Source organism: Micromonospora sp. NPDC048170, from assembly GCF_040652795.1.
In the GTDB taxonomy this organism is placed as follows: Bacteria; Actinomycetota; Actinomycetes; order Mycobacteriales; family Micromonosporaceae; genus Micromonospora.
In genome coordinates this window covers 252,595-265,207 of record NZ_JBEZMR010000001.1, presented here as the reverse complement: position 1 = coordinate 265,207, position 12,613 = coordinate 252,595, and the positions used below count along the sequence as shown (strand labels likewise).

The 12,613-nt window shown below is 68.1% G+C and carries 9 protein-coding genes; 2 read left to right on the top strand and 7 right to left on the bottom strand.

Annotated elements, in window-relative coordinates; all coding sequences use genetic code 11:
* Positions 1-395: 395 nt before the first annotated feature.
* Both AB0D32_RS01125 and AB0D32_RS01120 read left to right on the top strand, forming a co-directional pair.
* The gene (locus tag AB0D32_RS01125; RefSeq protein WP_357082866.1) at positions 396-1,250 is read left to right on the top strand and encodes a GntR family transcriptional regulator; all 855 of its coding nucleotides are present in this window, start codon (positions 396-398) and stop codon (positions 1,248-1,250) included.
* 739 nt (positions 1,251-1,989) lie between these two features.
* Positions 1,990-3,300 (top strand): hypothetical protein, encoded by a 1,311-nt coding sequence (locus tag AB0D32_RS01120; protein WP_357082861.1) that lies wholly within the window; start codon positions 1,990-1,992, stop codon positions 3,298-3,300.
* A gap of 331 nt (positions 3,301-3,631) precedes the next feature.
* Here the strand turns inward: AB0D32_RS01120 and AB0D32_RS01115 are convergent, their stop codons facing one another.
* From AB0D32_RS01115 to AB0D32_RS01085, 7 genes are read right to left on the bottom strand one after another with little or no spacing between them, the layout of a single operon-like run.
* Positions 3,632-4,753, bottom strand: a complete 1,122-nt coding sequence (locus AB0D32_RS01115) for an acyl-CoA dehydrogenase family protein (protein ID WP_357082858.1) — start codon at positions 4,751-4,753, stop codon at positions 3,632-3,634.
* A gap of 24 nt (positions 4,754-4,777) precedes the next feature.
* Positions 4,778-6,607, bottom strand: coding sequence for an asparagine synthase (glutamine-hydrolyzing) (gene asnB, locus AB0D32_RS01110; protein WP_357082855.1), 1,830 nt, complete (start codon positions 6,605-6,607; stop codon positions 4,778-4,780).
* Positions 6,608-6,620: 13 nt separating this feature from the next.
* On the bottom strand, positions 6,621-7,526 hold the full coding sequence (locus tag AB0D32_RS01105) for an LLM class flavin-dependent oxidoreductase (protein WP_357082852.1): 906 nt from the start codon (positions 7,524-7,526) through the stop codon (positions 6,621-6,623).
* Position 7,527: 1 nt separating this feature from the next.
* Entirely contained in the window at positions 7,528-8,859 is a 1,332-nt protein-coding gene (locus AB0D32_RS01100; RefSeq protein WP_357082849.1) for a hypothetical protein, read from the bottom strand.
* Positions 8,856-9,992, bottom strand: coding sequence for a hypothetical protein (locus tag AB0D32_RS01095; RefSeq protein WP_357082846.1), 1,137 nt, complete (start codon positions 9,990-9,992; stop codon positions 8,856-8,858). Before AB0D32_RS01095 ends, AB0D32_RS01100 begins: the two co-directional genes overlap by 4 nt.
* On the bottom strand, positions 9,989-11,224 hold the full coding sequence (locus AB0D32_RS01090) for an MFS transporter (protein WP_357082843.1): 1,236 nt from the start codon (positions 11,222-11,224) through the stop codon (positions 9,989-9,991). Before AB0D32_RS01090 ends, AB0D32_RS01095 begins: the two co-directional genes overlap by 4 nt.
* Positions 11,221-12,612, bottom strand: coding sequence for a DUF6002 family protein (locus tag AB0D32_RS01085; RefSeq protein WP_357082840.1), 1,392 nt, complete (start codon positions 12,610-12,612; stop codon positions 11,221-11,223). Before AB0D32_RS01085 ends, AB0D32_RS01090 begins: the two co-directional genes overlap by 4 nt.
* Position 12,613: the final 1 nt, after the last annotated feature.

Sequence of the window (12,613 nt, the reverse complement as noted above, 5' to 3'; positions counted from 1 at the left end):
TTGTCCTTCCCTCCGGCACACCGCGGGTTTTGTTTTGTGGGGGGGGGGGGGGGGGCGCCGCCCCCCCCCCCCCCCCCCCCCGCGAATCAGGGGGATGAGCTGCACGGACCTCAGCCGTGCGTGGCGACCTTTTCGGTGGGAGGTGCGGCCCGATGTAGTTGTCACGAAACGGCCAGACACGGCGGCTCGTAGGCGTGCAGCGACGAATCGCTGCCTTCCCCGGTGTGCCACCGGCTGTGACACAGGCAACCTAACAACTGGTATGTCATCCGGTCAACTGTTAGATAGCGTGGCGCGTCGAGAGGGGGCTTGACCAGGAGTGATGGCCCTATCACTTGTTAGGTGGCTGATAGGCTTGCCGGGTTCGCCGCACGCCCGGCCAGAGAGAGGGATCGATGGTCAACCCAGTCCCGCTGAACCGATCCGACTCACTACACGTGCAAGTGGCCCGCAATATCCGAAATGACATCGAATCTGGCGCCCTGCGTGACGGGACAGTTCTGCCGTCCACGCGAGAACTGGCGGAGCAATGGGGCGTCAGCGTGTTCACGATTTCGGAGGCGATGAAGGTCCTTGCCAGTGAAGGGCTTATCGAAAGTAAGTCGAGATCGAAAAGAACCGTGCGCTCCGCGAACCAACGAATCGCTGATGAGGTCAGACTAAAAAGACCGAACGTGATTCTTGTTGGGGGGTACCCAGGAAGCGGCAAAACCGAACTAGGGCGAATCCTTGCAAGGGAAACCGGCTGGCCAATGCTGGATAAGGACACTCTAACTAGGCCGGTCGTAGAAGCTGCCCTAGAGTTCCTAGGTCACTCGCCTAATGATCGAGATTCGAGCGAGTACCTTAATCAAGTCAGGCCGCGCGAGTATGAAGCGCTGGCAGCGGCCATCCATGAAAACCTACTGTGCGGCAATAGCGTCATCGCAACAGCCCCCTTTATTCGCGAGTTCGGCGATGAGGCTTGGATTAGTCGAACTGAAGCTGCCTACGAAGATATGGGCGCAAAGACAGCGCTAATTTGGCTCTACTGCGACAAGGAGGTTATGCATACGTATGTCCGACGGCGCGGAGCCGCACGGGACGCCGCGAAACTAGCCAACTGGCCGCAGTACATCTCGGGAATAGATGTCAGTTTCCGGCCACCACGGCCGCATTATCTCGTAGACAACTGCGCCTCTGGCCGCCCTCTACAAGAACAGGCCAGGGATCTACTGGATAAGATCCTAGAGGGAGAGGAGCGGAGGTGATCGGGGTAATCCTGTACGGACCGCCGGCAGCGGGAAAAGACACCGTCACGTCCGCGCTTAGCGACCTTGACCCCCGGTTCACCCTCTTTCGCCGGCTAAAGGCTGGAGGTGGGCGGACAACAGGATACCGACTAACCAGCGCTGAACACCTTGCAGACCTGCGCGTCCGTAATGAGATTGTATGGGAGAATGCCAGATACGACTCCCTGTATGTAGTCGATCGGCCGGGGCTACTTCAAGCACTCCAAAGCGGTATGCCCGTCGTTCACCTCGGGCAGATAGCAGCGGTGACGGCGGTAAAGTCTGCGCTCACGCACGCCCGTTGGCTAGCCGTATCCCTCATTTGCTCACGACAAACCGCGATTCAAAGGATTAGGGAACGCGGAACAGGCGATGACGAGGCCCGAATTCGAGCATGGGACGAAACGGAACCACTTATAAGCGCGGATGTCGCACTAGACACGGATCGTCTAAGTCCGCGAGAATCGGCATCACTTATTGCCGCCGAAGTCAGCCGCCGATTGTTGACAGCGTAGATGCATCTCACATAGAGACGGGGCATCGAGACGGCAGCGTTTCCAACCGCCATCGATGCCCCGCTCTTTTGTTGCCTGAATACGCCATTCGTGCTGACTTCCCTTGATGAAAGTCACGCGCGGCGCACGGGCGACAGTCGATATTCTATTGACATGGGGAGATACTCTGATCAGGCGTCCGGCTACGAGGGAGAACATCACCCATGTCTACCGCCGTGCAGAGGGAAGACCTGGGGCAGCGCCTGAGGCTTCTGGTGCTCGACGTTCAGTCACGAATTCGGCACTGGCCGGCAACTCGCGCACTTGCGTGCGCTCGCGGGACAAACAGAAGCTTTCTCGATATCGCTTCTCGGTACGGTTCAAGCGTCGACGGTCCAGATGACTCCACTGTTATTGCAATTCGACGAATCGCAACCTATTCGGCATTTCATGACCATTGGATATTCAGGTACGTCCTGGCGGCCGTCGGTGCAAGCCTAGGAATCTTTGCGCTTATTGGGATTCCCCTACTGGCAACGTCCTTGCTGAGCCCACAACTTTCCGCCGGTGAAGTTGCAGGCGTTGGCGTCCTGGCATTTATTCTGTGGTTAGTCGCGACCGTCATTCTCGGCCTGCTGGCTTACATCCCTCCATTCTCGATCGCCCCACTACTCCGCCATATGGCGGAAATAGGGCTTGCAATCATCTTCACATGGTGGGCGCTTCGGGGAGCCGGTAATGAAATGTTGACATCCCTCATGGATCAGGGGAATTTAAAAGCAGACGAAAAAGCTCATGCGCTAGCGACGGCTCACAGCCTTGCAGTAAGCATCGCCCTATACGTCGGAGCGGCTACTACAACCGAAATGGTCTGGCGGCTATCTGGCTATAGGTCGCCTGCCGAACTGCTTAGCCGGCGAGTTTACGGCTATCTGCCACCTCCTTACATTATCGTAGAAGCATACTTGCATCTGATCTGGAACATTCATCGAAATCGAGCCGCCCTGAGGAAGAGAAGCGCCAAGAAGAGGGTGGTCATCGCGATGCGATTCCATAGGGCGGAAATGGTTCTCGACGTCGACCGGTGCATACGCAGTTACGGCGGCGGTAGAGGCGACCGGGACCTCTATCGCGCTAGAGCGAATATTTTTTGCTCGCGCCTTGAAGTGCATGAGCATGCGCTACTTGACGCAATGGCGCCGCGCGAAGCCGACGCCGTTTTGCGAGAAATGTTAAGTGACGTCGAGGAGCTGTGTTCCGGAAACTGGCCGGATGTCAGCGATCAGCCCCAGCCAAGCTTGAAGAACCGCGTAACTGCATTCACGCGCCGAGTTGTGCCGGCAATAGCCCTGGGGCTGCTAGGCTTGCTCTACCACAAACTGCCAATGGTCGATTCGGATGCTGCGGGCACAGGCGCCATTCAAGCCGCCCTCGTAACTGGGGCATTCGCCCTCCTGGTTGCATCGGATGCCAACGGTGAGGGCGGATTGACAAGCATTCTCAGGCGCCGAGGACGTGACCGGGGTGAAGCGTAAGCGTCCGAGGCACTGGAAAGCGTGCCGAGGCGCCCCGCGCCGTGTGCCTCCGGCGTGACTTCGCCAGCATGTCGCTCCGCAGGGTCATGCCAGAGCCGTGCCAGTTGAATTGGTTGCCGGCGGGAACAGGCGGGGACAGGCGGGGAGTCGAGAGGTGCGGGGCCTGCATCCCGTGTCTGCTGCCAGGCCAGGGCATCGGGTGTCGGCCGAGAGCCCCCCTGGCAGTGTGGGGGTCAGGGGTTCGAGTCCCCTCGGCTCCACCCTTACGAAACGCCCTGGTGAGAGACAGAATCTCGCACCAGGGCGTTCCTCGTTTTCGCCGCCCGCGCGGCTAGGACGCCGCCTCAGCCCCGCCGATCAGGTCGATGCAGAGGTGATTCGGCGGCCCCATGTGCATCACTGCGTCCGCGTCCTGCGAGACACGGTTGATCTCGTGATGCTGAAGGTATCCGGCGCTGCCGAGCAACGCTCGCGCCCCGGCGCAGACCTCCTGCGCAGCGGTCGTGGTGAACACCTTGACGGCGTACGCCTGCTCGGGCGTGAGATGCGGCGCTCGGGCGGCGAGGTCGCGGACGGCGGCGCGGGCGGCGTGGACCGAGACGGCCAGCCGCGCCAGGTGCCCTCGGGCGTCGTGGTCCTGGAGCAGGCCCCTGCTCCGGAAATGGTGGTGCACGAGCCGGTGCGCCGCCTGGGCGGTGCCCACGCTGACCGCGCCCAGCGTCAGGCCGAGTCGGTGCGGCAGTCCGATCGCGGTGGGAGTGTCCCGGCCCGTGCAGAGCAGGTCCGTCCCGGCGACCTCGGCGTCGTCGAACTGCACCATTCCCGTGCCTGATCCGCGCATCCCGATCATGGCCAGGGCCTCGGGCGACTGGCGGACTCCGGGCGCGTCGGCGGGGACGAGGTAGAGCGCCTGGTTGGTGCGGCCGTATCCCGCGTCGTCGCAGGCCGGCGTCTCGTCCGGCAACTGCGCCAGCACGATGAAGAAGTCGGCCACGGTGGAACTGGTGGAGAAGGTCTTGCCTCCGGTGACGCGCCAACTGCCGTCGCCCTGCCGCCTGGCGACCGTGCCGAGCGAGCGCTTGTCGGCCGACGCGCCGACCTCGCTCCACGCCGACGCGGCCAGCCAGTTGTCCCCGACGACACGGCCGAACCAGCGTCGCTTCTGCTCGGCGGTGCCGTAGGCGTCGATCCGCGACACGACGGCGCAGTGCAGGTAGAGCATGATGGCCACGGACGGATTGACGGTCGCCAGTTCCTCGACGACGGCGTTGACGGCCGGCACGTCGTATCCCCAGCCGCCGTACTGCCGAGGGACGTTCATCGCGAACAGCCCGCATTCGCGCAGGGCCTTGTGCGCGTCGGAGCTGACGTTGCCGTGGACGTGGCATTCCCGGGCCGCCTCGCGCAGCACGTCGCCGAGTTGGTCGCTGAGGGTGAAAAGCTGGTCGGGCATGAGCTCCTGCCTCTCCTTCGGCTGCTAGCGGACTTCGAGGTGGTACGTCCGCAGCCATCGGTCGACCTCGAGAAGAGGCTGGATCAGATGGGCGGTGTTGACGTGCGTCATGGTGGCCCGTTCGCCCTCGGCGAGGGCCCGCACCCGCCGGGCGTCGAGCAGGGGGGCCAGCGGTGAGGTGGGGTCGTCGAGCAGTGCCAGCACCCCGTCACACACCTGTTGGTCATGGTCGGCGGCCCGCAGCGCGGGATAGGCGTTCTTGGGTCGGTACAGGATCGATTCCGGTAGCAGGTCCGCCACCGCCATGCGCAGCAGGCTCTTCTCCCGCCCGTCCACCGTCTTCATGGTCCAGGGGATGTTCCAGACGTACTCCAGCAGCTCGTGGTCGCAGAAGGGCACCCGGACCTCCATGCCGACGGCCATGCTCATCCGGTCCTTGCGGTCGAGCAGGGCGGTCAGCGGGCCGTGCAGGCTGAAGAAGAGCACCTCCCGCATCCGCGCGTCGATGCCGGTCTCCCCGTCCAGCCTGGGCACCTGCGCCCGGATCGTGCGGTACCGGTCGTGCTCGTTGTCGGCCGGCCTGAGCCGGGCACGCACGTCGGGCGCCAGGCAGTCGGCGAGCCGGGGGGCGTCACCCAGCCACGGGAACCGGTCGCGCCACACCACGTCCGGGTCGTGGAACCACGGGTACCCGCCGAACAGTTCGTCCGCGGCCTCACCGGACAGACCGACGGTGACCCGCTGCCGCATGGCCTTGAACAGCAGGTACATCGAGGTGTCGAAGTGACCGTACGAGGGGAGGTCCCGGGCACGCAGCGCCGCCGGCCGCGCGGCGAGCACGTCGACCGGATCGAGTTCGACGTCCGTGTGCCGGGTGCCCAGGTGACCGGCCGCCAGGGCGGCGTAGGGCGCGTCCCGCTCGGGCCGCAACGCGGTGGGCCGGAAGTCCTGGTCCTCGCCCTTGAACCCGACGGCGTACGTGGTCAGCGGCCCACCGCCGGTGTGGCGCAGGTGGCCGGCCGCCAGGGCGGTGATCGCGCTGGAGTCCAGGCCCCCGGAGAGCAGGGTGGCTACCGGTACGTCCGCGCCCAACTGCTGTTGCACCACCTCGGTGAGGATGGCCCGCACCGTGTCGACGGTGGTGGGCAGGTCGTCGCTGTGCTCACCGCTGGTCAGCCGCCAGTACGGCCACTCGGTCGTCCCGGAGCGACCGACCCGCAGGACGTGCCCCGGCTTGACGAGGTGCATACCGCGGAACGGCGTCTCACCGGGCAGCGCCCAGCGGCCGTCGAGCAGGATGGGCAGGGCGGATTCGTCCACCTCCGGGGCGAAGCCGGGGTTCGCCAGGATGCCCTTGGGCTCGGAGGCGAACAGGACGCCGGACGGCCTCGGCGCGTAGTACAACGGCTTGACCCCGAGCCGGTCGCGGACCAGCAGCAACTCCTCCCGGCTGGAGTCCCACAGGGCGAAGGCGAACATGCCCCGCAGCCGTGGCACGGAGTCGGCGCCCCATTCCAGGTAGGCGCGCAGCACCACCTCGGTGTCGGAGCGGGTGCGGAAGCGGTGGCCCCGGGCGACGAGTTCGGCGCGCAAATCCCGATAGTTGTAGACCTCGCCCGTGTAGATCAGCACGACCGGCTGCTGCCGGGGCCCGACGTGGGCAACCATGGGCTGCCGGCCACCGTCGAGGTCGATCACCGCGAGCCGGCGGTGGCACAGTCCCACGTGACCCTGCACCCAGGTGCCGTCGTCGTCAGGTCCCCGGTCGCGCATCGTCTCCGACATCGCGTCGAGCACCGGTCGTTCCCGCGCCAGGTCTCGGGAGAAGTCCAGCCAGCCGGCGATTCCGCACATGGGTCCCTGCTCCTCAGCTCCGTTGGGTGGTAGCCAGTTCCGCGGCGACGTGTTCCAGGTGGTGCGGGCTGCCGGCGAAGATCCCGTCGCGCCGTGGAAAGGCCACGACGGCGTCGGTGAAGCCCAACTCGGCGCAGCGCCCGAGCACGTCCACCAGCCGTGCCGCCGACTCGGCGACGCGGGGCAGGCTCCTGCTGACGTAGACCAGCCTGCGGAGATCGCCGAACGGCCGACCCCGGTGGTGACACGCGATCCGCAGGTCGTCGACCTGGCGGGCCAGGTCGGCGAACACCGCCTCCTCGGCGTTGCTCTCCGTCCTGTCGGGCGGCCCGTTGCAGACCCAGACGTCCGCGTGCTCGGCGGCCAGTCGCATGCCGCGTGGGCCGCGAGCGGCGACGGCGAACGGCACCCTCGGCCGCTGGAGGCAGCCCGGCACCATCCGTACGTCGTCGGCCTCGTAGAACGCCCCCCGGTGGGTGCTGACCGGGCTGCGTAGCAGTAGATCGGTGAGTCGTACGAACTCCTCGAAGCGGGCCGCCCGCTCCCGGGCGTCCAGCCGCTGCCCGCCCAGGGCCTCGCTGTCCGGTCCGGGCGCCCCGCTGCCGAGGCCGAGGAGCAACCGGCCTCCGCTGAGGTGGTCGATGGACATGGCGCTCTTGGCCAGCAGCACCGGATGACGGAAGTTCGGTGTGCAGACGAGGGTGCCGAGCCCGATCCGGTCGGTCCGCACCGCGGCAGCGGCCAGCGTGGTCATCGTGTCGAACCAGGGCTGGTCGCGCAGGGTCCGCCAGGAGAGGTGGTCGAAGGTCCAGGCGTGCCGGAAGCCGACGTCCTCGATGTGTCGCCAGACGTCCGCGCCGCGCGGCCCCGGGTGCTCGGGCATGACCAGTGCGCCGAGCGCGATGTCCAGGTGCTCCATGTCAGGACTCCGCCACCAGGCAACTGCTCACCGCGCCCTGGCTGATGCTGATCACACCCGGCTCTCCGTGCGTGACGAACTTGGCGTGGCAGCCCGAGGCCGAGCCGCCGATGCAGAAGGGGCTGACGACCGCGTCGGCCCGGACGCGCGTGACCTGTCCGTCGGGGCCTATCACCTCGACCGGGTACGGCACCGAGGACACCACCTGCTGCGCCACGTGGTCCCCGCTGGCGCACGCCCGCTCGACGAGCCTTCGCCAGTCGGCCGGCGCGGTCCTGGCGCCGAACGTGACCTGCCTGCCGGCGTCCCCCGTCGCGTGCTTGATGACCATCTGGTGCTGCTGCTCGGCCAGCAGCCGAGGCAGGTCGTGGTGCCGGCCGGCCCAGAGCACCTTCCGCTCGCCGAGCACCCGGCTCCACGGCACGTACCGGTCGACCAGCTCGCGCTGCCGCGCGTCCATCCAGTCCATGCCCTCCGACAGGAGCGCCAGCAGCTTCTTCGAGTGCAGGAACCAGGCGCTCTGCGAGGGGACCAGCCGCATGCCGGCCCGTACCGCCTGCCACACCGGGGACAGGTCGAAGCCTTCGGCCCGCCCGTCGGCGGCCGTGAAGTCGAAGACCGCCACCCGCCGGGCGAGGCCCGGCCGGGCCGACAGGTCGGCGAACTCGACCTGCTCGGCGTGCACCCCGTGCCGCCGGAGCAGGGCCGTCTTGCGCAGGTAGTAGCGGCGCGACACGTCCGATCCCCACATCCGGCGAGTGCCGACGAACAGCAGCTCCGGTGGGACCTCCAGCTCCGCGCAGACCCGGCGGACCAGGCCGGCGAAGCCCGGAAAAGGATCGACCGCGACGTACGCCGGCCGCCCGGCCGCCTCACGCACCCGCTGCCAGGTCTCCAGAAGGGCGTGGAAGTCGAGCAGCCCCTCGAAGGTGCCGCTCACGTTGAACTCGACGAACATCGGCCCCTGCGGACCGACCACCACGTCGGCGCGCGCCATGTCGGCCCAGTGCCGTTGCTCGAAGTCCTCGTCGTCGCCGAAGACCGGGCAGTCCTGGTCGGTGACGCTGAGGACCCGGGCCCGGGCGGCCCGATCCGGCCCGACCTCGTGGGCAGCCCGGGCGAGCAGCCGCAGCAGGCTCTCGGTCGCCTGCAACAACTCCCGGTAGGCGCCCTGGGTGACCACGATCGGCCGCAACGCGACCGGCGCGTGCTCCAACGCCAGGCCGGCGAACTCGCGTCGGTAGGCGGCCACGATCGCATCCGGCGGCAGCCCGACGTCGGGCTCCTGCCGGACGCCGCCGAACCAGCCCCGGCCGGCTGCGGACTCCGTCACGGCGTCAACTCCTTGTCGAGGAGGTCATCAAGGTCGACCAGGCGGGTACTCCGTACGTTCGCGCAGGTGTGGGGGATGTCCAGCCGAGCCGGCCGGTGGGCGTCGTGGAAGTAGACGGCGCGGAGGGTGCCGTCGCCGAGGTCCTCCAGGACGGGGTTGGCCACCAGGAAGTCCCGGACCTCGGCGGTGTCCCGGCGTACGTGCCACCAGAGGGCGAGGTTGGCCCGATGGTCCGGCGGCGGAACCAGGTGTGGCGTCAGGCGCCGCTTGTACCCGTACAGGCCGTTGCCCAGCCACGCCTCCAGCCCGCTGAAGTCGACGTGCTGCACACCGTGGCGTTCCGCCCAGTCGAGGATCAGGTAGGACATCACGCGCAGCAGCCCTTCGGCGTGCAGCTCGGCCGAGCCGTCGAGCACGCCGCCGAGGCGCGGGGTCAGCGCGGTCCGGCCCCCCTGGGACCAGTGGGCCAGGGCACCGGCCAGGCGCGACTCGCCGTCCGTGACGATCATCAGCAGCCCGGGCCGGAACAGGCATTCGTAGGCGCGTACCCGGCTTTCGCTGCGGGCCCGTTCGCCGTGCCGGTTCCGCATCGTGGGTAGGTGGATCCGGTCGTAGAAGAAGTCGAAGTCGGTGCGGTCCGCGGCGACCTCGATGCGTAGCTTCCGCCGCCGGATCCGGGTCTCGCACCACTGCCGCTCCCCGGTGGACATCCGCCGGCGCCAGGCCGGGTCCGCCGCCACCACGGCGTGCAGCCGGTACGGCAGGACCAGCGCGGACCGGGTGGGCAGCGCGGCCACCTGCGCCGCGGTGCCGGTCACGGCGACGAGGTCGGCGTCGGGCAACCGGTGCCGGCCGAACACCTCCCGGGCGGTGACCTGCGCGCACACGTGTCCAGCCGTTCCGACGCCGGTGCGCTCCCGTTGCCGGTCCAGCATCTGGAGGATCTTCACCATGCCGTCCGGGACTCCGGCGTACCCCAGGCTCGGCCCGCCCCCCGCGGGCCGGGACACGACGGAGACCAGCCGCCTGACCCGGGTGTCGACCACGGTGCGGGCGACGACCGGTAAAGGCTTCCCGCTGTGGTCCCAGGCGAACGAGACGCGGGCGCCGTAACGCCGCCAGGCGGCGCTCATGCCTGCGCTCCGGTCGGCACGAGGTCCGGCCGGGAGCGCAGCGGGTGGCGCAGTGCCCAGGCGACCACCCGTCCCATCGGCAGTCCCGCGAGCACGAACAACCCGGCCAGCGCGAACCAGCCGGGCGTGCCCCAGCCGACGACCAGGGCCGACATCACCACCGGCGCGACCATCTCGGCGACGGTGAAGCCGGAGTTGAACACCCCCTGGTACTCGCCGTGCGCCTCCTGCGGGGTCAGGCCGACCGCCACGCCCCAACTGCTCGCGACGAACAGCAGTTCACCCACGGTGTGCACCAGGGCGGCCAGGATGAGCACCAGCAGGACGGGGGTCCCGGAGCGGCCGGCGGTGCTGGCGAACAGCAGGCAGGCCGCCACCAGGGGGAGAACGGAGAGCATCGCGCTGCGGCCGGCACCGGACACCGTGTTGCTGGCCGCGCTGGCCCGCTTCTGGAAGGCCATGATGCCGATGGTGTTGAGCGCGAGCATCACCCCCACCGTCCAGGCGGGCGCGGTGGTGTGGCTGACCACCCACAGCGGTACGCCGACCGCGAGCACCCCCCAGTTCAGCGCCAGCACCCCGAACAGCAGGGTGGCCAGCAGGAACGGGCGGTCCCGGACGACCATCGCGCGCCGCTTCTGGCCGCGCTCGCGCAGCGACGGCACGGCGGGCAGGCGGCGGATCACCAGCATGGAGCAGAGGGTGAACCCGCCGTACAGGAAGAGCAGGGCCAGGAACGCCGGGCGGGTGCTGAAGAACAGCACCAGGGTCCCGACACCCGCGCCCAGCGAGGCGCCGCCGCTCTGCACCACCCGCAACGAGGACAGGTGTCGCAGCCGCTCGTGCTCCTCGGTCAGCCCGCAGACCAACGCGATCCGCAGCGGTGGCACGCTGCGTTCGGCCAGCACGAGGAAACAGCTGACGGCCACGAACGACCAGAACCCGGTGACGAGCGCGAAGCTGAGCACCGCGAGACCCTGCGTGGCCACCAGCAGCAGGAGCATGGGCTTGACGCCGATGCGATCCGCGAGATAGCCCAGCGGCGCGCTCACCGTCAGCCCCACGACGCCGGCGATGGTCACACCGGTGCCGAACTCCCAGGTGGACAGGCCGATGGAGGTGACCGCGAAAATGGTCCAGCAGACGAACCAGCCGCCGCTACCCGTCGCCGTCAGGAACGTGGCCAGGTAGAGCCAGCGCAGCGGGCCCGCATCGAGGCGCGGAAACTTCACCTGGGGCCAACCGTGACGGCGTGCTCGGCGACGGCGGCGAGAGCGGCCACGTCGTCGACCGGGACGAGGCCGCCCTCCGGGATGGGACGGTAGTCGGTCGAGTCGTAGCTGCCGCTGCCGTGGACGAGGATGTCGTCCTCGGCGACCAGGCCCCGGTCGATGGCGTTGAGCATGCCGGTGACCGCGATCGCCAGTGACCACTCGCGAAGCTGCCGTGGGTCGGCGGGCAGTTCGGTGCCGGCCGGACCGAGCAGGGCCCGCAGCTCGCCGTACCGTTCGAGGCACTCGTGCAGGGACACCACGATTCCGCCACCACCGCGTTGGCGGATCAGCTGGTGCATCTGCGCGGAGGTCGCGGGACGGCGGGTGTAGAAGGTCGGGTCGAGAATCTCGTCGACCGCGTACGTGCGCTGCGGGAAGTGCGGGTCGGCGTCCTGCCGGTACAGGCCCTGCACCGGATCGTACTGGTACGCCGGCAGCAGGTCCCGGGAGGCGTCGCCGAACCGCAGGCCCAACACCATGTCGGGGGTGCCGAGGTGCTGCACCAGGAAGTAGTGGGCGGAGGCGGGATCGACCTGCCCGTCCCGGGCCAGTTGCTCGATCCCGAGGTTGTGCCCGAGCAGCCCGAAGGCGCTGGAGACGGCGTGCACGTGCAGTCGCGCCGCCCCCGGCTCGACGGGCAGGAACTCCCGTTCGGCGTGGGCGCGTACCACGTCGGCGGCCTTGTAGTTCTCGATGTCCATGGTGTGCCAGAGGCGGACCCCGTGGCGTTGCCAGAGCTGCTCGGTCTGGCCCTCTACCAACTGTCGGGCCAGCAGCTTCACGTCGCCCGGCTCACCGCCGCCGTAGGTGACGAGCGGGTTGCGGCGGGCCAGGTCGCCGTCCTCGCTCAACGGCGAGGACCACAGCTTCGGCCGGGACGACAGCGGCACCACCGACAGGATCTGCAACTGCTCGGGGGTGACCAGGTCGCACTCGATCGCCCAGAGCACCGCGTCCCGTAGCGCGGTCGCCTTGTTCGCCGAGGACGGAGTCACGATCATCACGCGCTCGCCGGTCTGCCAGATGTGTTGCACGGCGCGGGCCACGATCACCAGGGACGGGTAGGTCTTCGTGGTGCGGGTGCGCGGGTTGCGCATGAGGTCGAGCAGGGTCAGCCGCTTGCCGCGGTACTCACCGAGGGCGTGGAAGGCCACATCCGACGGGGCGAAGAAGGCGTCCAGCCGTTCGTCGTCGGGCAGGCCGGACACCGGGACGAACGTCTGCCCGCCGAGGCCGACGTCGCGCAGCCGCAGATCCTCCAGCGCCTGCCGGACGTGCCGGCCGTAGCGGCTCAGCGTGTTCCGCACGACGGTGGGGGCGAGCCGTTCGGTCAACGCGTGGGCCATC

Bases quoted from the DNA above. Each gene is read 5' to 3' on its own strand.
- AB0D32_RS01105 (WP_357082852.1), bottom strand. From the start codon at position 7,526: ATGGAGCACCTGGACATCGCGCTCGGCGCACTGGTCATGCCCGAGCAC.
- AB0D32_RS01085 (WP_357082840.1), bottom strand. From the start codon at position 12,612: ATGGCCCACGCGTTGACCGAACGGCTCGCCCCCACCGTCGTGCGGAAC.
- AB0D32_RS01115 (WP_357082858.1), bottom strand. From the start codon at position 4,753: ATGCCCGACCAGCTTTTCACCCTCAGCGACCAACTCGGCGACGTGCTG.
- asnB (WP_357082855.1), bottom strand. From the start codon at position 6,607: ATGTGCGGAATCGCCGGCTGGCTGGACTTCTCCCGAGACCTGGCGCGG.
- AB0D32_RS01125 (WP_357082866.1), top strand. From the start codon at position 396: ATGGTCAACCCAGTCCCGCTGAACCGATCCGACTCACTACACGTGCAA.
- AB0D32_RS01095 (WP_357082846.1), bottom strand. From the start codon at position 9,992: ATGAGCGCCGCCTGGCGGCGTTACGGCGCCCGCGTCTCGTTCGCCTGG.
- AB0D32_RS01120 (WP_357082861.1), top strand. From the start codon at position 1,990: ATGTCTACCGCCGTGCAGAGGGAAGACCTGGGGCAGCGCCTGAGGCTT.